Origin of the sequence: Sorangium sp. So ce1153 (assembly GCF_051521595.1) — a bacterium.
GTDB lineage: Bacteria > Myxococcota_A > Polyangia > Polyangiales > Polyangiaceae > Sorangium.
This window is the reverse complement of sequence record NZ_CP150361.1, coordinates 13,051,702-13,073,985: the sequence shown is the minus strand read 5'-3', so window position 1 is coordinate 13,073,985 and position 22,284 is coordinate 13,051,702. Positions and strand designations below refer to the sequence as shown.

Genomic DNA, 22,284 nt, shown 5'->3' with positions numbered 1-22,284 from the left:
CGTCAGAAATGCCGCCCGTGCGATGCCGATCTGCTCACGGCTGCTCCGTGTAGGCATAGAGGCCGATGTAGGTCCCGACGAAGCCGCCGGCCTGCTGCGTGCTCAGGATCTTCCCGTCGACCTCTTCCAGGAGGCTGACCCACGCCCCGGGCTCCCGCGCGTAGGAGAAGCTGTAGGCGGCGCCCTGCGCCTCGATCTTGAGGTGGATGGGCGCGCCCGCGGAGAGGTCGAGCGGAGCCGAGGCGATCACCTGGGGTTCGCCGTTCGCGGTGCTCCCGGCCTTCTTCTCCAGCTGGATGACCGGCTTGCCGTCCGCCAGCGCGACGCCCAGGAAGTAATAGAAGTCGTCGTTCTGGAACGCGACCAGCCCCGCCGCGTCCCCGGGCGCTGACGGCAGGTACTTCATGGCCGTGGAGGCGGAGGCCCAGCCGTGCTGCTGCCGCCTGCCGACGAACGACGGTTGCTCGCGCCGCCCGAGGTGGGCAGCGCGCGCCTTCAAGGTCAGCCACCCGGGCGACGCGGTGAGATCGTGCCATTGCTCGACGGGCGTGCGGATGAAGTTCCAGGTCGGGGCGAGCGCGTCGCCGTCGAACTCATCCCGGTACGTGAAGTTGCCGCTCCTCGGGATGGCCGGCGCCGGCTGCGGCGGCAGGGCTGGGATGTCGTGCACGTAGGGCACCGTCTCCGTGCCTGCCGTGATGACCGGCCAGCCGTCGACCCACCGGACGGGCATCAGGAACGTCTCGCGACCCGTGTTGTAGAGATCGCCCTCGTAGGGCCGGGTGCCCAGGAAGACGGACCACCAGTCGCCGTTCGGCAGTTGAACGAGGTCGGCGTGACCGGTGGAGGTCACCGGGAAAGGGCGGTTGCGATCGAGGTGGCGTTGCGTGAGGATCGGATTGCCCGCGTAGGGCTCGTACGGGCCGGTCACCGACGCGCTGCGGAACACCACCTCCGAGTGCTGATCGCCTGTGCCGCCCTCGGCGGCGATCAGGTAATACGTTCCATCCACCTTGAAGACGTGGGGTCCCTCGATCCAGATCGGCTTCTTCGAGATGTCGACGCCGCCGTCGACGATCACCGAGCGCGGGCCGACCATCTTCTGCGTCGCCACGTCGAACTCCTGGATCCAGAGCGCTCGGTGGCCGTCGTAGAGCGACTGGCCAGCCGGTGGGCCGTTGTTGACGACGTAGGCCTTGCCGTTGTCGTCGAAGAAGAAGGAGGGGTCGATCCCGTCGACGCTGTTGAGCCAGATGGGGTCCGACCATGGCCCCGCCGGGTCGGTGGCGGTCACGAAGAAGTTGCCGCCGCCGCCGATGAGCGTGGTGACCATGTAGAACACGCCGTCGTGGTACCTGATCGACGGCGCGAAGATGCCCTCGGAGATCGCCTGGCTGTCGAGGTCGAGCTGCGAGGGGCGGTCGAGCACGTGCCCGAGCTGCGTCCAGTGGACGAGATCACGGCTGTGGAAGATCGGGACGCCGGGGAAGTAGGAGAACGACGAGTTGACGAGGTAGTAGTCCTCCCCGACCCGGCAGATGCTGGGATCAGGGTAGAACCCCGCGAGGATCGGGTTCGAGTACTCGCCTTCCCCCGCCGTGAACTCCTGATAGACGGGGTCCTTGCCCTCGTACTCGAACCAGCTGAACTGCGGGTTCTTGCTGGGGGCCATCGAGGTATCCGGGTCGGGGCCGGTGCCGCCGTTGCCGCCGTCGCCGCCGCCGGTGCCCGGGTCGGGGCCGGTGCCGCCGTCACCGCCGGTGCCCGGGTCGGGGCCGGCGCCGCCGTCGCCGCCGGTGCCCGGGTCGGGGCCTTGATCGCCGCTCGTACCAGGGGGAGCGTCCTCGCTGGTACACGCGCTCATGAGGAGCGCCAGCAGAACGAAGGCGACGCGCGCAACGCGCTGATGGGAGCGCCCCGCCAGCCGTCGGCCTCCACCGACAGACACGAGCTCGCCAGAAACCCCGGATGACCGGGCCTGTCTCGGCTCGCTCTCACGACCATACAGCGCGCCCCCGCGCCTCCACTCGCTTCCAGGAGGGGCAACCATCGCGGACAAGCTCTCCATGAAAACACCTCGCTGACCAGGCTGGACACGGCCACGTCAAGAACCTCGGCGAGCCTCGGGAATCGCCGGCAACGACCAAAGATCGCCCGGAGAATACACAGCCCTCCGTATCAGTAAATACATCTTAATAAGCCTCAACCTGGGTCGGGTCACCGATCGACGGCCTCGAGCACCGGGGCGCTGCGCTCCACCGGGGCAGCCATCACGGCCGCGCATCGGCGGGAGCGGACGCGCCGCGCTTCGCTGCCCATCGCAGCAGCGTGTCCAGCGCCGGGCAGAGCGCTTGTCCCCACGCGGTGAGCCCGTACTCGACCCGGGGCGGCACCTCGGGGTGCGTGACGCGCCAGACCATCCCGTCGCGCTCCATCTGCCGGAGTTGCTGGATCAGCATCTTCTGCGCGACGCCAGGGATGGCGCGTTCGAGCTCCGAGAAGCGCTGCACCTTCCCTCCGAAGAGGCGAAATAGAATCACCAGCTTCCAGCGCCCCTTGAGGAGCTGGAGGGCCTGCTCGACGCGCTCGGCGGCGATCTCGGGGGTGGCCGGCTCGTCGTACTCACCTTCGGGTGCGTACCCCACCTTTTTGTGCGTTCTTGCCACCCGATGAGCCTAGCCCAACTTTGCGTGCGAGGGGCCCGCGTGACGGGCCTCGGGTCATCGCCCCCAGGAGATCAACGGATGAACACACCCCGCAAATTCTCGATCGATCCCGAGGAGTTCGCCGGCAAGCGCGTGCTCGTCACAGGTGGCACCAAGGGGGCGGGCGAGGCCATCGTCCGCCGCCTCGGAGCCGGGGGCGCCGTGACGGCGACCACGGCGCGCTCTGCGCTCCCGGCAGGTCAGTCGCCGAACGTCTTCGTACAGGCCGACCTCGCCACGGTAGCGGGTGTGGACGCCGTCGTCCGCACGGTCCTGGGCGAGCTTGGCGGGATCGACATCCTGGTCCACTCCCTCGGCGGCTCCTCTGCGCCGGGCGGCGGCTTCGCGTCGCTCACCGAGGACATCTGGCAGGACGAGCTATCGCTCAACCTCATGACCGCCGTGCGTCTCGATCGCGCGCTCCTCCCGGCCATGATCGCGCGAGGCTCGGGGGTCGTCCTGCACGTCTCGTCCATCCAGCGCCGGCTCCCGCTCCACGACTCGACGATCGCGTACGCGTCCGCGAAAGCCGCGTTGTCCACGTACAGCAAGGCGCTCTCCAAGGAGCTGGGGCCGAAGGGCGTCCGCGTGAACTCGATCGCCCCGGGATGGATCCGCACGACGGCAGCCGACGCCCTGGTGAAGCGCCTCGCCGACCACGCCGGTACAGGTGAAGACGCGGCCCGGCAGGGCATCATGGACGCGCTCGGGGGTATCCCCATCGGGCGTCCCGCATGGCCCGAAGAGGTCGCGGAGCTCGTCGCGTTCCTCGCCTCCGACAGGGCGGCGTCGATCCATGGGAGCGAGTACCTGATCGACGGGGGCACTGTGCCCACCGTTTGACGACAAACTACGGGCCCGCCTCGGCGCAACGCCCGCCCGCCGAACGCCCGAGTTGAGCTGCGCCGCGAAGCAGATTCCAACGCAAAGGTGCAAAGTCGCAAAGTCGCAAAGGCACCCAGGTCGAGACTAGTACTTCGTTCCCTAAGTTCGTCCCGGGTTCGCGTCCAACGTAACCATCCAGAATCACTGATTTTTTTGGGGGGGCCACGCAGACCCGGGAAGGACTTGGGTAACAGTGTACTAGTGCGGCTCTCGCTCAAGCGCGCCTTCGCTGACGGGACTGTCGCGGTGGACATGGATCCGCTCTCGCTCCTGTGCCGCCTCGCGGCCAGCGTCCCGCCGCCGCGCTTTCACACCGTCAAGTACGCGGGCGTGCTCGCCTCGGCAAGTCGCCCACGTTGGCGCGCAAGCGCATCGGACCGCGCCCTGCGGAGCCACAAGAGCCTACGAAGGCGGACGAAGACGCCGCTTCGAAACGCAAGCGTGGCGGCTATCGGGCGGTCGACAAACCGCGCCGAGCTCTTGCGCCGCACATTTGCGATCGACGTCCTCGAGTGCCCAACTTGCAAGGGGCGGATGAAGCGCGTCGCCATGGTGACCGAGCCAAGGAACATCGCCCGCTTCCTCTCCGCGCTGCGGCTCCCGCTCCTCGCCCATGATCCAGGTACCGACCCGGCGCGCGAGCGGCGCGATCCTCGGCTGGACGGCCGACCACGGGTCCGTCCCGGTCTCGTGGCGTTTCGCCAGCACGTCGAGGAAGCGCTGCGCGACCCGACCGCGGATGAGCTGCCGTACGCCGGCCCGATCGGGGAAGACGGGTGCGAGCAGCGCGGCAAGGCGCTCGGCCGCCCGGGCGGCCCGGCCGTCGGCGACGAACTCGGCGTGCTCGCACCGGAGGCGCTTCCGGGCGTTCTCCTCGGCGGGCGTCTCGATCGCGGCGCCGCACTCGGGGCACCAGCCAGCGATCCCGGACCAGGGGTGGCCGAGCTTGGCCGCCTCGCGCGACAGGATCGCGATGGCCATGCCATCGCGCTGGTCGGCCGCGAACGCCTCGACGGCGCCGACGTCGTCGAGCACCACTGTCCGCGCCGAGGGGACGACAGCCGCGGCCTGGTCGGCCCAGGTCTTCTGGAGGTGCGGCGGGTACATCACGAGCACCCGGCGCGCGCCACGGGCGGCCGCCGTTGCGAGCGTCACGGTGGTCTTGCCGCTGCCCACCTCGCCCAGCAGGACCGCCGCCTTGTCCGGCCCGTCGAGCAGCCGGAAGAGCTCGTGCAGGTACGCGGTGAGGATCACCCCCTCGGCGAAGCGCTGCGCCCGGAAGACGTAGCCGGCCGAGCGGAGGAGCTCCACGCGGTCGCCTTTCGACAGGCATCCCTCGCCGTGCATGACGGCCTTCCGGCCGGCCTGGAGGTTCGCGAGAACTGGCCGCGCCTCAGCCTCGCTGCACGCGAGCTGGAGGAAGACCGGGCGCGTCGTCTCGGCCGCGCCCCCGTCCCAGAGCGCGCTCGCGGTCGCGTAGGCGAGCACCGCCGCCGAGAACGAGCGCCCCTTGCCCTCGCCGGTCTCGATCGTGAGTGTGCGCACAGGCGTCGCCCCGCCGCGCGGCCTCGACGAGCCGGTGCTCCCGCTGGCGCTGACGCCGCGCGCGCCGGTCGCGCATCGGACCAGCGCTGCCACGGCGCTGCGCTGCGACGGCGATCCCGCTTCGAAACGGCTTCACGTTCGTCGTTGCCATGGGCGCAATGTGCGCCCATGTTGGGCGCATGCAAGGACGGAAACCCGCGGCTCGGACGGCGAATGTCACGGCCTCGCGCGATGGTTGCGGAGCGGACTCGGTCGGCTTACGCCGGCGCCGGATGGCGCGACCGAAGGGGCCCGACCTCACCCGCGAGAAGCACTACCGCTGCACCGAGGAGGAGGCGCGCCTCGAGCAGGCGATCGTGCAGCTGTACGCCGAGAAGATCGGCGGCAGCTCGCAGAGCGGGACCGCGTGGTTCCGGTCGATGCTGCGGCGGGAGGCGAAGCGGCTGGGGATCCGGCTCACGGACGTCGCGGCGCCGGCGTCGGCGGCGGGGCAGGAGGGCGACGAGGAGCGGACGGTGGCGAAGCCGCGGCGCCGCCAGCGCTGAGCGGTGCGGTAGCGTCCGCCGTCCTGGCGTAAATGAAGGCGCATCCGGGGCAGCGAGAGTTCGCACGGCAGGTAAGGCGGAGCGCGGGCGACAGGCCCGGTGCGGATGGCGCGCTCTCCGCGTCGGGCGCGTGCTGCGCGGCCCGGACCTGCTCGAGGACCGGGGAGGGCAGTTCGTCGCTCGCCGCTCGACCGGCGACGACGTCGACGCAACCTGAACAGGGCGGGCCTTCGCTCTGCGACGCGGGCATCGACCGCCTCACCGGGCCCCTCGCAGGCCCGCCCTTGCCACGCCCCGGGCCATGGGCGGACGCCGCCCGCGCCCAGCATCGTCGACCCCGGCGAGCCCCGCAGGGGGTCGCGCCCATGGCGATGGCCGGGCGCTTACTGCCCCGAGACGCGTCGCCGCGGTGTTCTTGACGACGGAAGCGTAGCGCCGGACGCTCTGGCCATGGCGGGCAGGGTGATGCCGGGCGCGATAGCAGTGGTGCTGGTTGGGGTTGCAGCCTCAACGTACGGCGGCTGCGCGCTGCTCATCGGCGCGGACTGGGATGAGTACACGCGTGCGGACGATGGGGGCGGAGGACCCTTCACACCACCAGCCAGCGGAGGCGCCGGCTCATCCATCACCTCAAGCCGAGGCGGCGCCGGTGGCCAAGGTGGAGGCGGCGCCGGTGGCGCAGGCGGCGCCGGTGGCCAAGGTGGAGGCAGCGCCGGTGGCGCAGGCGGCGCCGGTGGCCAAGGTGGAGGCAGCGCCGGTGGCGCAGCCGGCGCCGGTGGCCAAGGTGGAGGCAGCGCCGATAGTGGAGGCGGTGGTGGCGACCCGACATGCCATGATGGCAGGACCAACGGCGACGAAAGCGACGTAGACTGCGGCGGCGGTTGCGTGCCATGCAGGGTGGGGGAGCGTTGCTTCGCCGCCGTCGACTGCTACACCGGAAACTGTTCTGATGGCGTTTGCTGCAACGATGCCTGTGATGCAGCATGTGAGTCATGCACCGCGGACCTCAAAGGATCTGGCGTCGATGGAACGTGCGGACCCACCAAGGCAGGCAGTGCATGCGGCGGGACAACGTGCGCAAATGGGTTGGAATCGGGTCGTGCCTGTGACGGGCTCAGCGTGGAGTGCCTGAGCGTCACGATGACGTCGTGCGTGGCGTTTGATTGCGACGTGGAGAACGGGAGATGCCGCACAGAGTGCACACAGGATGCGCATTGCGCGAGGTGCTACGTCTGTGGAGGCGACGGTCAATGCACACCGGCTGCGCCTGGTACCGTGGGCCGTGGCTGCGGCGAGAACGAGGCATGTGACGCTGCTGGTGATTGCAAGGCCGCGAATGGTCTAGAGTGTTTTGCTCCGGCAGATTGCGGGAGCGGGATCTGTGTTTGGGAGAACGAGATCTGGAGCCCCGGCATCTGCTGCAACGCCGATTGCAATCAGGCGGAATGCATGAGCTGCAGTGTGGCAGGGTCTGAGGGCATTTGTTCGAGGCTCGGCGTTGGGGAGTACTGCAATGCCGGCAGAGTTTGCAACAGCCTTGGCGAATGCAAACTGCCACCTGGCGAGGACTGCAGCAGGGACGATCGCTGTGCGAGTGGTAGATGCATTATGATGGGCGGCACTGGCATATGTGACAATTTCTGATGAGTACGCTCACAGTCCTTGACTATAACAACGGACCGAGGGCGAGCAGATCTGCGAGGAATGGCGCCCGACGCGGCTCCGTCTGCGCTGCGTGCATGGTCGGCGGGCTCGGGCATGGCCGCGGTGAACTTGGCCGACAGAACGAGAGGAGCCCCCGGGAACGGCCGCTCCGCGGGTTCGTGGTCGCATAGACCAGTCTGGCTCACGCCGCGCCTTCCACGGCCGCGAGCAGCTCTCCATCGGCCGCGAGCAGCTCTCCATCGGCCGCGAGCAGCTCTCCATCGGCCGCGTAGAGCGCTGCGGCGACCTCGCCGCTCGACCACGCCGCGTCGCGCTCCAGCACCTCCGTCGGCACCGGCGGCTTCGGCCCGCCGCGCACCCGGCTGGCATCGATGCTGTCCCGCTCGAGCACGCCGCAGCCGCGCCGATACCTGTCCGAACTCGAGCCGTTCAGAGCCTGTTCACGTCGGCGGTGATCTCCACCGGATCGGGGATGTCGGGCACGTGGAAGCGGACCTGGAAGACGGCGCCCTCGTCGTTCTGCATGAACAGCGTCGTGTCGCCTGGCGAGAGCCGGAATTTCTCGTGCGTCGTGTCCGCGAGGCCGGCGAGTTCCTTCTTCGAGACCTTGCTCGCCTCGTCGAGGTCGGGGCTCGTGAAGAAGCCGGGCCTCTCGTAGGCGTAGTCGCGCAGGGCGGCCGAGCCCGGCTTCGAGGGGCGGAGATCGTCCTCAGAAACGAAGAACAGGTGGGGCTCACCGCCCGGGGCGCCGCGGCTGTAAAAGAAGTCTAGGGAGTCGTTGTCCACCCAGTACTCGCCCAGGAGGAGCTCCGCGAGTTCCTTGGTTTGGCCCTGCAGCGTCTGGCGGATCTCCGCCACGATCTCCTCGCCGCTGAGACCAATGCCGACGCCCGGGAGCGTGAAGACCGGCTGGACCTTGCCCTCCGCGATGTCGGGGTTGCCATCGCCGGTCGGGTCATGGATGGCGACCTGCGCGACATCGGTGAGCAGCTCCCAGAAGAACTGCGGATCCGGTATGCGGGGCGGCGGGTCGGGCGGGAAGGAGATGTTGCGGAGGAAGACGGACCAGCCGGCCGGATTGCCGTCCTGGCCGATGTTCACGCCGAGCCGGCACGTCCCGCTCGTCCCGAAGTAACATCCTGTGAAGGGCACGCGCTCGCCGTACGTGAGGTAAGCCGCCTTGGCCACGATGTGCTCGAGCATGAACGGAGGGGTAGCCCACACTGACCCCGCGCCGACCGGCATGCCTGGGGCGTTCTCCTTGCAGGCCGGTACATCGGTACACGACGGCACGGTGCTGCGCAGCTCACGCAGCGAGATGCGCATATCGATCGTCGGCGTCGGTACGACGCCGACGATCGGGATTTTTTCCGGATCGTTGAAGTCGAACTGGAGCGGCGCATCGTCGGCCCGGACCAACATGGACATGTCGCCGCCCTCCTTCGAGAGGTCGATCCCGGTGACCCTGCGCAGGCCAGATTCGCCGACGATGTGCATTGCAAAGTCGGACTGGAAGATCTCGCCTTTCGTCCTGAATGAACCGTCGTCTGGTACGAGCACGCCCGGATGGTCCCCGGCCGGACCGAGCTTCTCATCGATGGAATCGAGATCGTGCAAAGCGTCGTACAGCGTGACAGGCAATCTCACGCCGGCGGGGTCCGGGATGGCCGGGTGAGAGCCGAGCAGCTGCTGCTGCAGGGCGGTGATGAGCTTGTCGATAGGCATGAGCGGCACTGTCCGGTTCTCGCGCGTGGCCGTCGGTTCTGCCTGGGCTGCCAGATCGATGTTGACGCTATCGGCGAGGATGTCCGCGAAGTCGAATGCGAAGGTGCCGGCGTTGTCGTCGAAGACCGCCCTAATCTCCTCGAGCGACGTCCCCGTCACGTTGGCGTTGGCGGGGGTCATGCTAAGCAGCCGGACGAGCGCGAACTCTGGCGATGTCTGCCACGGTATATCGAAGGTCCGGCCGAGCGGGGTGAGCGTGCAGTCGTGGTGGGGGTTCACGTCATCTGCCTGCCACGTGGTCCCGCACGCGTTCTGGATCCGCTCGAGCGCGTTCCGGAGCAGGCCGGTCGTGTCGACGTTGAGGATCGTGATCTTCTTGGCGCCGTCTTCGCCGAAGACTTCCCGCGCGTTAACCCGGTTGAGCATGAGGTCGACCGAAGGCCCCTCCGTGTCGTCGATACGAAGGCGGAAGCGAGAAGGTGGACCGAGTGTGTTGTTCCCACCTTGGTTGCCTTCGGCGGCTCCGCCGCCAGCACCACCATCGCCGTTAGTCCCCGCGCCGGCTCTGTAGCTCTCCCAATCGGCCCCTATGAGCTGGGCGCACCCACCGGCCATCGTGAGAACCATGACCAGTACTGTCACGCGAATTTGCAAGTACGCCTCCCCACTCCAGGATCCCTATATCGGTGCACCATACCAAGAATCATCGTGGGCGTACATACTTCGCAGTGCTTTTCCTTAGGCCATGACGTCGCTCTGGAAGGCTTTGTGCATATTCGCGCTTCGAGCGAGTCCGGCGCCAGCTGTGGAGCAGGCCCTCGCGCCGTCGGACGTCGACCTTGCCGTCCACGAGCGCGATGTCGCCTCCATCCAGCGCTGCATCGAGGACGACGGCGAGGTGACGACGGCGATCGACTGGCCGGTGTTCTGGGCGCGGCGCCAGCGGCTCGGGCGGGCCGCAGAGGTGATCGAGGAGCCCGTGAGGGCGACCGTGGACTGGATGCGCCACGAAGGCGGGCCGATGCGCAGCGCGCCGCCGGCGCGCGCCCGGCGCTCGCCGACGGGCAGACGTGATGGTTGCCGTGCGGCACGCGGTCGGCATGGGGCGAGGGCCGACCGGTCGGATCACCGGCACCGGCGAGCACCGCTACGACGTCTTCTTCAACGCCGAGGCGCTGCCTGACTGGACCCTCGTGAGCGGGCAGGGAGCGCCGGACGAGCTCGCCGAGCAGCCCCCGACCCGCCGGGAGCCGTCCAGCGCGACAATCGGCGCTGCCGTGGGCTCGGCCCCACGGGAGGTACACCTTCCTCGACGCCGGTACGCGATCGCGGGTCAAGCTCACGTCACCCAGCGTCGAGTAGGAACATCGTCACCGTCGTGCGTCCATCGGTCCACGACCTTGGCGAGCAGGTTGCGGCGAAGACCCGCCTGCACGGCCAGATGGGCGAAGCGACCCGCCGGGTCCCGGAGAGTCCCGCCCTCCTTGACAACGACGACCCCGCCGAGGCGCATCGCCGGGAGGCTCCAGCGGATCGGCGCATCCGCACGCAGGGTCACCAGCCGCCGCGACAGCACCGCCGCGCGGGCGTGGGCCCGCAGGCTCTCGCCCGCCTTGTTCTGGACGCTGCCCGCGTTCCGCAAGAGCTGCGCGAGGCGCCCGTGGGGCCGGAGCAGCGCCGCCGCCTTCGTGGGCCCGATGCCGGGGACGCCGGGGATCCCGTCCACCGGGTCGCCCGCGAGCGCCAGGAGGTCGCCGAGTAGCTCGGGACCGACCTCCCACCGGGCGCGAACCTCGTCACGCGCTGCGCTACACTTCTTCGCGCTGCGATCCGGCTTCTTTTACCTACGGTGCGCCAAGCACAGCTTCGATCAGGAGGATGCCATGTGAAGTCCACACCAACTGAAACCTGATGTAGCGAGCCAGCGGGTTGAATTCCTGCCCGACCAAGGTAGGGCCGCCAGTCGGAAGCGAGTCTTGCGTGGTGACCGAGGGCAACCCGGACTACGAAGCGTAGACAGCGAGCACGCGGGCCGCGGAATCGGGCTCCGAAAGAAAGAAGTCGTGGAAGCCGACGGGACCGTAAGCCCGGAAGGCAACATCGAGGGAGCGATGCGTAGGGACATGTTCCCGGAGGCCTGCTCCTGAGATTCCGCCGGAGTCGAAGAGCCGGGGCATGCGTGGCGAGGGTCGCCGAGGAACTTGGGAGGTCCCACTGGCTCCGTCGTGAGACGGAACCGTGAAGGCGAGCGCGAGCGAAGCCGAAGCGGGGCAGCGGGACGTCGGAGCGCGCCATAGTAGCGACGAATCGGGGGAACCGAGCCGTGGGACCCCGTGGAGCGAAGGGCGCGCCGGGACACGGAACCGTAAGAGGGAAAGATGGAAGAGACATCGGGCTTGGTACCCTGTTAGTAGCCACCCCGATCCGCAGATTTCTGCCCCTCACCTCGTGACGCCTGGGGGCGAGCGCGGGCGGCCGGGAAGTTCGCCAGCGCGAGGCGCGGCGGTAGAGATCGCACCCGAGCGGCGCGCCGGAAAGAAGAAGGCCCTGGGTAGCGACCAGGGCCTTCCGGGGATCGGCGACAGACCGATGTTCGGCCTGTCTCGCACGACCCAGGCAGCGAGGGCAACTTCCCGGCGCGCTGGTCCGGGGACTCGTGCAAGACAGCTTCCGGCTCGCGCGCTGCGGGCTCTGCGCCGCGATCTTCTTTGTCTGCGGCCGGTGTGATCGAGGGCAGCTCTACTGCGGCAGCGCCTGCCGCGACGCGGCTCGCCACCGGGCGCAACGCGCGGCTCGGCTGCGGCACCAGCGCTCCCACGAGGGGCGCCTCGATCACCGTGATCGCCAGCGGGCCTACCGCGCCCGACAGGGCCGGCGCGTGATGGATAGGGGTTCCGACAACTTGCCCGCATCCGCCAGCGTGTGCCCGCGGACCGGCGCGCCGACGTCGAAGGACGACGTGGCCGCCGCCGGCCCGCAGGAGTCGATGGATGGACGAGCTCGTGATGACGATCTCCGCGACGCCGCAGGAGACGCGGGTGCTGCTGACGCAGGGGCCCGACGAGGTGATGAAGGCCCGGCTGCGATCGGTGGCCACGCCGGCGCATCGGTTTGCCGGGCCAATGCTGTGCGAGTCGATGGCGCTCTGGCACGACCAGAGGGTCCGTGCTGTCGTTTCTGCGGAGTCCGAGGACATCTTGTTCGCGCTGGGGTTGTGCGACGGCCTCGGCGTCGCGCGCGCGACGCTACACTACGTCGTCGAGCCTCTCTTCATGGACGCCCCGCCCCGCCGCGGGCAACGCCTGCCGGGACTCGGTAACTTCCGTGGCGAGCATCGCCTTCGCAGGAGCCTCGGTCGATGACGATCGACGAGGCCAAGGAGGCGGAGATCCGCCGCCTGCACTTCGCCGAGCACTGGAAGATCGGCACCATCGCGACGCAGCTCGGCCTGCACCACGACGCGGTCGAGCGCGTGCTCGGCCTGGGTAAGGGGGCGCGCTCGCGGCCCGTCGTTCGCGGCGCGGAGGCCGCGGTGAGCGAGGTGCCTTTGCCGCTGCGCGGCTACGAGGCCTTCGTCATCGAGACGCTGACACAGTATCCTCGGCTCCGCGCCACGCGCCTGTACGACATGCTGGTGGAGCGCGGCTACGAGGGCAGTGTGCGCACGGTGCGACGGCATGTCCGACTCGTGCGCCCGGCGCCGAAGAGCGAGGTGTTCCTCCGCGTCGAGCCGCTCATCGCCGAGCAGGCCCAGGTCGACTGGGCTTACGTCGGCAAGCTGCGCGTCGCGGGCGGCACGCGCCAGCTCTGGGCCTTCGTCATGGTCCTGTCGTACTCGCGCGCGATCTGGGGCGAGCTCGTGCTCGACCTGTCAGCGAGCTCGCTCCGCCGCTCGCTCGTGCGCGCGTGCTGCTACTTTGGCGGCGCGACGAGACAATGGCTCTTCGACAACCCCAAGACCGTTGTCCTCGAGCGCCACGGCGACGCCGTGCGCTTCCACCCGGACCTGCTCGCGCTCGCCGGTCAGCTCCGCGTCGCGCCGCGGCTCTGCGCCGTGCGCAAACCGCAGCAAAAGGGCAAGGTCGAGCGAGCGATCCGCTTCCTGCGCGACCGCTTCTTCGCCGCGCGCACGATTCGTGATCTCGACCGTGGCAACGCCGAGCTGCTCGTCTTCCTCGACGAGATCGCCAACGTGCGTCCGCACCCGCGATGGCCTGAGCGGCGCGTCGACCAAGTGCTCGCGGAGGAGAGGACGAGGCTGCTCGCGCTGCCCGATCCGCTGCCGGAGACGGACCTCGTCGAGCCCGTGCCCGTCGACAAGACCGCCTTCGTGCACTTCGACGGAAACCGCTATTCGGCGCCGTCGATCCACCACGGCAAGACGCTGATGCTCGTCGCCAATGACACCACCGTGCGGCTCTCGGACGGCGGCACGGAGCTCGCGCGGCACGTGCGCTGCTGGGGACGGCACCAGAGCATCGAGGCGCCCGAGCACCGTGCCGAGCTGCTCGACCACAAGCGCGCCGCGCGCGAGGCCAAGGGGCGCGATCGGCTCGGCGTCGCGATCCCCGGCTTCGAGATCCTGCAAGAGCGCTGGGTGGAGGCCGGTCGCAACGTCGGCTTCATGACCGCCAAGGCCCTGCGCCTTCTCGACCTGTACGGCGTCGAGATCCTCGGCGCTGCGGCGCGCGAGGCTATCGCCCGCGGCACGCACGATCCCGGTGCCCTCGCCGTGCTCTGCGAGGAGCGCCGCCGCGCCGCCGATACCCCTGTCCCCGTCGACATCGACCTCGGAGCCCATGTCCCCGATCGCGACGTGGTTCCCCATGACCTGGAGTCTTATGATGCCCAACGATGACGTCGCTGAGCTGGTTCGCTCCCTCGGCGTACGCGTGTCGCGCGAGGCGCTGCTCGCGCTGATCGCGCATGCCACCACGGCGCGCCTGTCGCCGGTGCAGACGTTCGAGGAGCTCGCCGCCATCGCCCACCGCGAGCGCGCCGAGCGCAATCTCGCCGCGCGCGCCAAGGCAGCGACCCTCGGCACCTTCAAGCCCCTCGAGCGCTTCGACTGGAACCACCCGCGCACGATCCAGCGTGAGCTCGTCGAGGAGCTCATGACCCTCGACTTCGTCGCCAAGGGGCACAACGTCCTGCTCCGGGGTCCGAGCGGCGTCGGCAAGACGATGCTCGCCCAGAACCTCGGCATGCTCGCGCTCCAGCGCGGCCACACCGTACGCTTCACGACGCTGTCGGCTGCCCTCGCGGATCTGCTCAAGCAGGAGTCACTGCCGGCCCTCGAGCGACGGCTGCGGAAATACACGGCCCCGTCGCTGCTCATTCTGGACGAGATCGGCTATCTGCCGTGCAGCCGTCAGTCCGCCGATCTGCTCTACAACATCATCAGCCGCAGGCACGAGAGCCGATCGCTCGTGCTGACGACGAATCTTCCGTTCAAGCAGTGGAGCACGGTCTTTCCGGGCGCAGCGTGCGTCTCGGCGCTGATCGACCGCTTCGTCCAGCACTGCCACATCCTCGACATCGACGCCGACTCGTGGCGGCAGAAGGAGTCGCTGGCCATGAGCGAGGCGCGACCCAAGCCGAGACCGGAGACCGCCGAGCCGTCTGCCCCGGCAGCAGCGAAGAAGCGCTGACCCGGCCGACGCCACGTCAGATTCCCGCGGCGCCCGGGGTCAGGTTTCCGCGGGTGCCGCGGTCATTTTTCTGCGGACGCGAGGGTCACGTTTACGCGGATCTCCGTGGTTAGATTCCTGCGGATCTCCGAGGCCATCTACAAACTTGAGCCTCAAAATCTCTCGAACCTTACGCATCGATAGCCGTTCCGACATCGCGCCCATATACGCGATGAGGCTGCGACCGCGAGCGCCGCCTGCGGACCGTCACCCCCGTCGGAAGGTCCGTCACGTCCCTCGGAACGGCCCGTCACGTGCGTCGGGACGAGCCGTCAGGTGTGTCGGAACGCTCCGTCGGGTGGCCCGGAACGCCCCGTCACGTCCCCTCGGAACGGGCCGTCACGTGCGCTCGGAATCGGCCGTCACGTCGGCCCGGAATACGCACTCCTGCCGGATGATCCCGATCCAGCACGCGCATGCCCGTGTCGTCGGCGCGCAGGTGGTACGTGCCCAGCACGCGCTCCTCGATTCTGTCGGCCACGGGAGCGAGCACATCGAGCGTGAAGGCCGACCAGTCCACGCAGCCGCCGCGCGATGGCCATCATCAAGGCGGGGCGTGCTGACATCAGCCAGGCAGCTCGGTAACATCGACGAGCTATCAGCCAGCCTGAGCGTCAACAACGGGTAAAGGAACCGAGCCGTCTTCAGGACGGGCCCCCCGCCCGTCCGCTTCCCCTTCCTCCACTTCCCCTTCCTCCACTTCCCCTTCCGTAGACGGGCCCGCCGGTTTGCTGCCGGAGGTGTAGGTGAAGCGCCCGCGGAAGGGCGCCAGGGGCGAGGCCTGGGCCGAGCCGGCAGTCGATGCGCTTGCGGTGTCATCGACACGGGCGGCCCTCAGCGCAGCCGCTCCCGCTCCCACCGCACCTGGTCCGCGATCGCGTCGTCCGCGGCACGTACGCCCTCGACGAAGAGCTCCGCTTGGGCGGGGTTGTCCAAGTCGAGGCCGAGCCGGAGCAACAGAGCGCGGTCGCGCTGCGGCACGGAACGGAGGATCGCGGCGGCGGAGTGGGGGTAGCGAGCGGGACGCATTGGTAGATCCTACTTTCTCCTGCCCGGCCGTGAAGCCTGGCGATGAAGGGCAAGACCCCCTTTCAAACCGTGCGTGCGGATTTCCCGCACACGGCTTGCCGGTGGCCTCTCGGGTCGCTGCATTACGCAGCCTCCGGGTACTGCACGGTCCCGCGCAGGCGGTAGAGCCCGTGGCCTTCGACGAAGAAGTCGCTCGTCCATCCCTCGACCTCGCCCGCGCGCAGGTTGCGCCCCTTGCGCTTCACGAGGAAGCCGCAAAGCCGCCGCCGCACGTAGTCGTCGACCTGGTTGAACTTGTTCGCCGCATTCCCGGTGCGGAAGTAGCTGCCCCAGCCGCGCAGCACCGGGTTCAGGTCGCGGATCAGCGCCCGCACGTCCTTCACCCCGTTCCTGGCTCGACCGGTCAGCTCCTTCACGCGCTGCCGTACCCGCTTCATGCTGCGCTGAGAGGGCCAGCGCTGGAGGAAGTACACGCGCCGGCGTGACTGCTCCCAGATCCGTCCGCTCAACCGCTTGCGCAGGTGGCAGCCGAGGAAGTCGAAGCCCTCCTTGCCCCAGGAGAGATCGACCCGCCTCGTCTTGTCCGGGTGTAGCTCCAGCCCGAGCCGCGTGAGCACCTCGCGCACGCGCTTCTCGGCCTGCTCGCACGCCGACCTCGTGCTGCACATGATCACGAAGTCGTCCGCGTAGCGCACCAGCGTACCCAGATGGGCACCGTGGCGCTCCCACGCCGCATCGAGCACGTGCAGGAAGATGTTCGACAGAAGTGGCGAGATCACGCCGCCCTGCGGTGTCCCCGAGAGCGTCGCTACCTCGCGCCCCTCCTCCATCACCCCGCACTGGAGCCACTGGCGCAGCAGCTTGAGCACCCGCCGATCCGAGATGCGTCGCTCGACCAGCTTCATCAGCTTGCCGTGGTCGATGCTGCCGAAGTAGTCGCGGATGTCCGCGTCGAGGACGTGGTTGCCTCCGCAAGCTCCCAGCTTGCGGAGGGTCTCCAACGCCTGCGTCGCGCTGCGACGAGGCCGGAAGCCGTACGAGCTCGGGCGAAAGTCCGCCTCGAAGATCGGCTCCAGCACCAGCTTCGCCGCCATCTGCACCACCCGGTCCCGGATCGTCGGGATGCCCAGCGGCCGCTTCTTTCCGTCGGCCTTCGGGATGTACCGACGCAGCACCGCTGCTGGCCGGTACGTGCCTGCTCGCAGCGCGGCGCCGAGCTCTTCGAGGAAGCGCTCCACGCCGTGCTGCTCGATGTCGGCGAGCGTCTGGGCATCGACGCCCGCCGCACCTCGGTTCCGCTTCACCCGCTTCCACGCTTCCGCGAGGACGTCACGCCTCGCGATGCGGTCGTACAACGCGTGGAACCGGCGCCCCGGATGCCGCTTGGCCGCGACCCACAGCCGGCGTTGGAGTTGTCGCACTTTGTCTTCGGGCTCGCGCCCGCGGGGGTGGTTGGGACCGGTCCTGCCGGCCATGCCCTCGTGCTTACCTCCTCGACCGACGCGACCACCGCAGGGGCCTCTCCCTCCGGCCGCGTTGTTCGTCGCGGCCATCGACAGTACTACGGCCCCCTCGGACTCCCGCTGCGCAGCGCTCGATTTCACCTTCGGCTTATACGAGCCACCTTGCCGCGACAACGGCAACGCAGACGGGTCTCCCGTGTTCCGCACCTCTCCTTGAACGCGTGCTGCGCCCTCTACCCCGGAGGGACCCGTCGCGCGTTCTGCTCCGGACTGCGGCGCGACGGGCGTGGCCTTCGCCGTGGCATGCGCGGCTCGGCTCCCTCGTTGTGACTCTGTCGAGGCGGCAGGCTTCACTTCATGTTGCGGCCCGCGTTCTTGCTCCCTCCGTGGAGGCATTCGACGCCCCGCTCGGGCTGCGGGGTCTCCCCCACCAACCTGGGGCCTGCTACCGGGCGCTCCGGCGCTTACCCGGACGGGACTCGCACCCGCTGGAGACGTGCAGCGTGAGATCTCTCCCTCGCCCCGCGAGCGGAGTCCGAGCTCGATCTCGTCACGACGCACCACGCTGCGAGCATACCAGACGCCGCGGGCAGGCCGTGCCGCCGCGCAGCTGGCTCGTGCCTCGGGCAGGCCGGCGAGAGCGTGTCCAGGCGACCGTGGTGCGCTGTGGCTTGAGCGCGCCACGGTCGGCAAGCGGCGCGGCTCAGTCGGCTTGAATTCCTTCGGCGTAGCGCCGCGCTCCTCGGCGAGCCTGGAGAGCTCCCGACCTCGCGCCGAGGCGGCTCAGCGCGCGCGGCCGTGCTTCGGCCCGGCGGAGCGCCTCAGCCCGCGCCAACGGCGGAGCGCCTCGCAAAACAGCATTCTACCGCGGTGGAGCCGCTTGAGCGTTGTATGAGGGTTCTTGTGCAGCTCCGCGGCTATCTCCGTGGCGGTGGAGCCCAGGGCGGCTTCGGAGAGCACTGAGCGCAGCTCAGGCGTGAGCCGCCCCAAGACACAGAGCGTCAACCGGGCGTCCACTTGGTCAAGCGGCGACGCTTGGCACGGCGGCCTTGAATTGCTGATAATCGCAACGCATTCGTACCACCGACACTCGTCTTCCTTGTAGCGCAAGATCTGGCGCCACGCGATCCCGACCAGCCATCGCCTGAGCACGTACTTTTCGTCGACATGAGCGGGTCGGAAGCCCCCTTCTTGCATCCTGCGCCAGGCAGTCAGCAGGATGTCCTGCATTATATCGGCCCGATCGCAAGCGAGAACCTCAAACTGACGCAAAATCCGACGGAGAACCCTCCTGTCCCGCGCGATCGAGCTGAATAGTACGCGGACTTCCACGTCTGTGCACGTTCCCAGCCAACGGCCGTTGCAGCAGCTACGCTGCTCCATGGCTTCCTACGCCCGGCAGCGTCGTGTTCAGGGGCGACCCCTCGACGTCCTCACAATCGGCGCCGCGCGCAGTGCTGGACCCGCCGTCGTCGCGCTCTACGGGGAAGCTCGTCAGCCTGGCAGCACGCCGCTCGGGCTCGGCCCCCGAGCTTGCGCGCGACGGGAGCGGAGACCGAAGCCGCGGCTGTGGAGACGGCGGGAGCTTCGCCCGTGGGCTCCTGGCGACCAGATCGGGGATCGCCATCACAGGCGGAGGGACATCGGCCGCGCGTTCGGGAACCGCAGCTGGACCCGGCCGCGCGGAACTCGGCGCCGGCGCGGCCGGCGCACCAGCCGAGTTCTCGCGCTTGGTGGCGGGCTCGCCGAGCTGGATCAGCAGCGTCTCCTCCTCGTCTGTTCGATAGTCGTCATGCAGCCACCAGAGGAACTCCCAGTACCGAGCAGGCGTTCCCGTGAAGGCCTCGAGCTGTCTCGCGAGGACGGGCGTGATCGGGAGGTCGCTCTTCAGCAGCCGCTCCAGGTCACTCGGAACCAGCCCGGTGCTCTCGGCCAGCTTTCGTTGCCAGCCGGGGATGGTGACGCAGAACGTCTCGAGGACGCGGCCTGGCAACGGCACGGGGCGCGCGCGTGGGCTGGTTGTCGCCGCGATGAGCGCATCCACGTGGCAGTCCAGCAGGCGCTGGTGTCGCCGCAGCTCGCGCTCGGCGTCCTCCTTCGCGTCGGCGAGGGCCGACTCCTCGTCTCCGTGCCTCTGCTCGCCGGCCGCGCGCAGCCCGCGCTCTCGGCCTAGCGCTTCGCGCGCCGTGACAGCGAAGCCGATCGCCACACAGGCCATCATCGCGAGACCGAGCGGTGAAGCGAGCCACATCGCACCGAGAATGTCCTCCATTGTACGTTGCCTCCTCGTCGTGAGCATTCGTGTCCGACGCAAGGCGGATCTCGGCCTTGTGCTGCCCGAAGGCATCACCAGCGACGCCGCCTGCTAGCTGTCGATCGACAGCCGATGAGTCAGCGAATCTGCTTGAGCAGCGCTTCGCGCTCCAAGGCGAGCCACCCTTGCGGGAACTCCTGCTTGTGCATCTCGAGCAGCTGGCGCGCCTCGAGGTCGTCGAGGGCGGTGTGGGCGTCCAGCGCCCGGCGGGCGTCGCGGATCAGGCGCCGCTCGCGCTCGCTGACGTCGGGGTGCACGGCGCTCCTGGGCGCCGCGCTTCGGCGCACGACACTCCCGGGCACCTCGCCACGGGGGGCAGCCTCGGCCGACGCCGCGGGCCTATCCACGGCGACCAGGGCGCTAGCGTCGCCTTGCTGCGCGGACGGCTCCACCTTGCGCGCGGCTGGCGCACCGATCTCGGCGGTGGCGCTCGCGCCGCCCTCTCGGGCAGACGCGTTGACCCCCGGCGCGGCTGGCGCGGAGCCGGGCGCGCGAGCCGCCGCGGGCAACAGCCAGGGTTCCAGGCTGCGCGACAGCCCGGAGATCAGCGCGCCCATCAGGATGACGAGCGCGCCCTGTGCCAAGATCCTGAAGACCAGGCGCCGCAGCGTGGCCAGCCACGACTCGCGACGGTAGAGGCCGAGCGCCACGGGGACGCACGCCTCTGCGTCCCGTCCCCGTGCAGCCTCCTCGGCCGTATAACGGCGCTTCTCCACGGCGAGCTGCTCGAGCGCCCGCTGGTGCTGCGTCTTCACCGCCTCCGTCGTGAGGCCAAGCTCGCCGGCGATCTTGGCGAGCGGGATCTCCTCGAGGTCATGCTTGATGAGGAGGTGTCGATACTTCGGGCCGACCCGATTGATCAGGCGGCGCGTGAGCGCGTGCCGCTGGCTCCCGCGCACCAGCTCCTCTGGGTTCGGGCACTGGGCTCGGAGCTCGCTCTCGTCGAACGATGTCAGGACCTCTCCGCGACGGCGCGCGGTCCGCACATGATCGCGCGCCTGGTTGATGGCGATCGTGACGCGGTACGCCGCCGCGTCGCCGCCCGGAGCGATCCGCTGGTCCGCTTCCAGCCCGCGCAGGAGCGCGTCTTGCGCCACGTCCTCGGCATCGCGTGCCGGAACGCCGAGACGCCTCGCGAGGCGCCGGAAGAGCGCGAAACTGCTGGAGATGCTCGACGGGTTGCCCACGCTGGTAGCACGTCTGAGCGACCCCCTCGGGGTCAGCAAACTGCACGGCCGCGTTCACTTTGGTCGGACAATGTAGTATCAAACGCTACATCTCGCCCCCGCGGCTGGAAGATCGCCGACACATGGGGCGGATGATTCGATTCCGCCATTCTCCTATGAATTCTCTCCTGAAGCGCTGCTCTCCGGCATTTTTCTCCCGGTTGACGTCGCGTGCTCGGCGTAAGTACCGTCGTTCGATGCGTTGCGGTGCGCACCTGTTGTTCATTTTGCTTACTCTTGGCGCTTCAACGGGCTTGGTCAGCTCGGCCGATGCTCAGCAGCGGTCTCCGGCCTCGGGGAAAAGCGACGGGTTGACGGTGAAGGACCTTGTTCGCCGTGCTCGGAAAGCGCGCGATCGCGGGAACTGGGCGGAGGCCTACGAAGCCTACAAGGCGGCCCTCGATGCCGTAAACGTGCCGCCCGGCATGAAGCTCGACCGCGCGGAAGTCGACCGCGGGGCGTTCGAGCCCGCCGAGATCGCGGGCGAGCTAGGCCTCTGCGAGCTCGAGCTGCGTAAGTACCGTGACGCGGCGGAGCACCTGACCTGGAGTCTTGAGCGGGATTGGGCGCTGCCGAGTCAGCTACAAAAACGATTCCTGACCGGGCAGCGGAAGGCCGCGTTTTACGTCATCGAGCTCGTGCTCTCCGTCGACCCGCCGGACGCGGAGATCCTCATCGACGGCCAGAAGATCGGTCGGACCGCGCGGACCTACAAGCTGTTCCTCGAGCCCGGACGACACATGGTGCGGGCCCGGGCGCCGGGTCGCGAAGATGGCTTTCACGCGTTCAACGGCAAGCCGGGCGACCAACAGGAGATCTCGATGAAGCTCTCGGGCCCGGCGGTGAGCAGCGCCAAGGAGGCCCCGGCGGTGCCGAAAACCGCGCGTGCGGTGCCCACTGCGCGCGCGAAGGATCCCGACCCGTGGGCTTCCTGGCCGGGGACGCTGCGCCTCACAGGGATCGCCGCCGCGACGGCCGGCGTGTCGATCGGTACCATCCTCATGATCCGTGCGGACAAGCTCGACGACGACCTGACCGCCCGGCGTAACCGGCTCCTGGGCGAGCCGTCTTCGAGCTCGTCGACGTGCTGGGAGGCGCCGCTGAACTCGCCGTGTGCCGAACTTGCGCGCCTGCAAGACGCGCGCAACCTGTCCGGCCGCGCGGGGGTAGCCACGGTCATCGCGGGCGGTGTCGTCGGCGCGGTGACCGCCGCGTCGCTGTTCACCGACTTCTCCTTCCTGGGATTCTCGCCGGCTCGGGATCGGATCCACGTCTCGCCCGTGGCGACCGGGAAGGAAATTGGTGCGCGAATCGAGGGGCTATGGTGAGGGCACGGGAGGCCGAGGGGATGGGGTCGCTGTCGCGCCGATGCGCGGTTAATTCGGTCGCTGCTGTCGCAGTCTGCGTGTGGGGAGCCACCATGCTGACAGCATGCAGCTCCTACTCCGACGACTGCTGGGAAAGGCTGGAGTGTCCTCCCGATCCGGAGCCT

Annotated in this window: 18 protein-coding genes and 1 pseudogene; 8 read left to right on the top strand and 11 right to left on the bottom strand. The window is 68.9% G+C overall.

Features of this window, described 5'->3' with window-relative positions; all coding sequences use genetic code 11:
* Positions 1–34 precede the first annotated feature (34 nt).
* Both WME85_RS47620 and WME85_RS47615 read right to left on the bottom strand, forming a co-directional pair.
* Positions 35–1,864, bottom strand: a complete 1,830-nt coding sequence (locus WME85_RS47620; protein WP_437831431.1) for a glycoside hydrolase family 43 protein — start codon at positions 1,862–1,864, stop codon at positions 35–37.
* 406 nt (positions 1,865–2,270) lie between these two features.
* Complete coding sequence (locus WME85_RS47615; protein WP_437831428.1) at positions 2,271–2,666, bottom strand: winged helix-turn-helix transcriptional regulator; 396 nt, start codon at positions 2,664–2,666, stop codon at positions 2,271–2,273.
* Between the two features lie 78 nt (positions 2,667–2,744).
* Here WME85_RS47615 and WME85_RS47610 point away from each other — a divergent pair, with 78 nt between their 5' ends.
* A complete protein-coding gene (locus tag WME85_RS47610) occupies positions 2,745–3,548 on the top strand; it encodes an SDR family oxidoreductase (protein WP_437831426.1) in 804 nt (267 codons plus the stop codon).
* A gap of 444 nt (positions 3,549–3,992) precedes the next feature.
* Here the strand turns inward: WME85_RS47610 and WME85_RS47605 are convergent, their stop codons facing one another.
* The gene (locus tag WME85_RS47605; RefSeq protein WP_437831424.1) at positions 3,993–5,135 is read right to left on the bottom strand and encodes a hypothetical protein; all 1,143 of its coding nucleotides are present in this window, start codon (positions 5,133–5,135) and stop codon (positions 3,993–3,995) included.
* Positions 5,136–5,407: 272 nt separating this feature from the next.
* Here WME85_RS47605 and WME85_RS47600 point away from each other — a divergent pair, with 272 nt between their 5' ends.
* Both WME85_RS47600 and WME85_RS47595 read left to right on the top strand, forming a co-directional pair.
* Positions 5,408–5,680, top strand: a complete 273-nt coding sequence (locus WME85_RS47600) for a hypothetical protein (protein WP_437831421.1) — start codon at positions 5,408–5,410, stop codon at positions 5,678–5,680.
* Between the two features lie 649 nt (positions 5,681–6,329).
* Positions 6,330–6,548, top strand: coding sequence for a hypothetical protein (locus tag WME85_RS47595; RefSeq protein WP_437831419.1), 219 nt, complete (start codon positions 6,330–6,332; stop codon positions 6,546–6,548).
* Positions 6,549–7,526: 978 nt separating this feature from the next.
* On the opposite strand, the gene WME85_RS47590 is transcribed toward WME85_RS47595, so the two are convergent.
* Both WME85_RS47590 and WME85_RS47585 read right to left on the bottom strand, forming a co-directional pair.
* Positions 7,527–7,736, bottom strand: a complete 210-nt coding sequence (locus tag WME85_RS47590) for a hypothetical protein (RefSeq protein WP_437831416.1) — start codon at positions 7,734–7,736, stop codon at positions 7,527–7,529.
* Positions 7,737–7,774: 38 nt separating this feature from the next.
* A complete protein-coding gene (locus WME85_RS47585; RefSeq protein ID WP_437831414.1) occupies positions 7,775–9,712 on the bottom strand; it encodes a hypothetical protein in 1,938 nt (645 codons plus the stop codon).
* Positions 9,713–9,815: 103 nt separating this feature from the next.
* Between WME85_RS47585 and WME85_RS47580 the strand changes: the two genes are divergently transcribed.
* Positions 9,816–10,253 carry a hypothetical protein gene (locus tag WME85_RS47580; protein ID WP_437831411.1) on the top strand — a complete coding sequence of 146 codons (438 nt, stop codon included), beginning with the start codon at positions 9,816–9,818 and terminating at the stop codon, positions 10,251–10,253.
* A 156-nt stretch (positions 10,254–10,409) separates the two neighbouring features.
* Here WME85_RS47580 and WME85_RS47575 read toward each other — a convergent pair.
* Positions 10,410–10,829, bottom strand: a pseudogene (locus tag WME85_RS47575) (5'-3' exonuclease H3TH domain-containing protein); the annotation flags it as partial.
* 1,231 nt (positions 10,830–12,060) lie between these two features.
* Here WME85_RS47575 and WME85_RS47570 point away from each other — a divergent pair.
* From WME85_RS47570 to istB, 3 genes are read left to right on the top strand one after another with little or no spacing between them, the layout of a single operon-like run.
* Positions 12,061–12,432, top strand: coding sequence for a hypothetical protein (locus WME85_RS47570; protein ID WP_437307435.1), 372 nt, complete (start codon positions 12,061–12,063; stop codon positions 12,430–12,432).
* Positions 12,429–13,928 carry an IS21 family transposase gene (gene istA, locus WME85_RS47565; protein WP_437831408.1) on the top strand — a complete coding sequence of 500 codons (1,500 nt, stop codon included), beginning with the start codon at positions 12,429–12,431 and terminating at the stop codon, positions 13,926–13,928. The genes WME85_RS47570 and istA overlap by 4 nt, the downstream gene beginning before the upstream one ends.
* Complete coding sequence (gene istB, locus WME85_RS47560; protein ID WP_437831405.1) at positions 13,897–14,721, top strand: IS21-like element helper ATPase IstB; 825 nt, start codon at positions 13,897–13,899, stop codon at positions 14,719–14,721. Before istA ends, istB begins: the two co-directional genes overlap by 32 nt.
* Positions 14,722–15,076: 355 nt before the next feature.
* On the opposite strand, the gene WME85_RS47555 is transcribed toward istB, so the two are convergent.
* The 5 genes from WME85_RS47555 to WME85_RS47535 all read right to left on the bottom strand — a co-directional run bounded on the left by WME85_RS47555 (position 15,077) and on the right by WME85_RS47535 (position 20,753).
* Positions 15,077–15,280 (bottom strand): hypothetical protein, encoded by a 204-nt coding sequence (locus tag WME85_RS47555; RefSeq protein WP_437842631.1) that lies wholly within the window; start codon positions 15,278–15,280, stop codon positions 15,077–15,079.
* A 314-nt stretch (positions 15,281–15,594) separates the two neighbouring features.
* Complete coding sequence (locus WME85_RS47550) at positions 15,595–15,789, bottom strand: hypothetical protein (protein WP_437831403.1); 195 nt, start codon at positions 15,787–15,789, stop codon at positions 15,595–15,597.
* Positions 15,790–15,911: 122 nt separating this feature from the next.
* Positions 15,912–17,144 (bottom strand): group II intron reverse transcriptase/maturase, encoded by a 1,233-nt coding sequence (gene ltrA / locus WME85_RS47545; protein ID WP_437842560.1) that lies wholly within the window; start codon positions 17,142–17,144, stop codon positions 15,912–15,914.
* A 1,477-nt stretch (positions 17,145–18,621) separates the two neighbouring features.
* Positions 18,622–19,524 carry a helix-turn-helix transcriptional regulator gene (locus WME85_RS47540; RefSeq protein ID WP_437831401.1) on the bottom strand — a complete coding sequence of 301 codons (903 nt, stop codon included), beginning with the start codon at positions 19,522–19,524 and terminating at the stop codon, positions 18,622–18,624.
* Between the two features lie 119 nt (positions 19,525–19,643).
* Positions 19,644–20,753, bottom strand: a complete 1,110-nt coding sequence (locus tag WME85_RS47535) for a sigma-70 family RNA polymerase sigma factor (RefSeq protein ID WP_437831398.1) — start codon at positions 20,751–20,753, stop codon at positions 19,644–19,646.
* A 356-nt stretch (positions 20,754–21,109) separates the two neighbouring features.
* Here WME85_RS47535 and WME85_RS47530 point away from each other — a divergent pair, with 356 nt between their 5' ends.
* The gene (locus WME85_RS47530; RefSeq protein ID WP_437842557.1) at positions 21,110–22,120 is read left to right on the top strand and encodes a PEGA domain-containing protein; all 1,011 of its coding nucleotides are present in this window, start codon (positions 21,110–21,112) and stop codon (positions 22,118–22,120) included.
* The last annotated feature ends 164 nt before the right edge of the window (positions 22,121–22,284 follow it).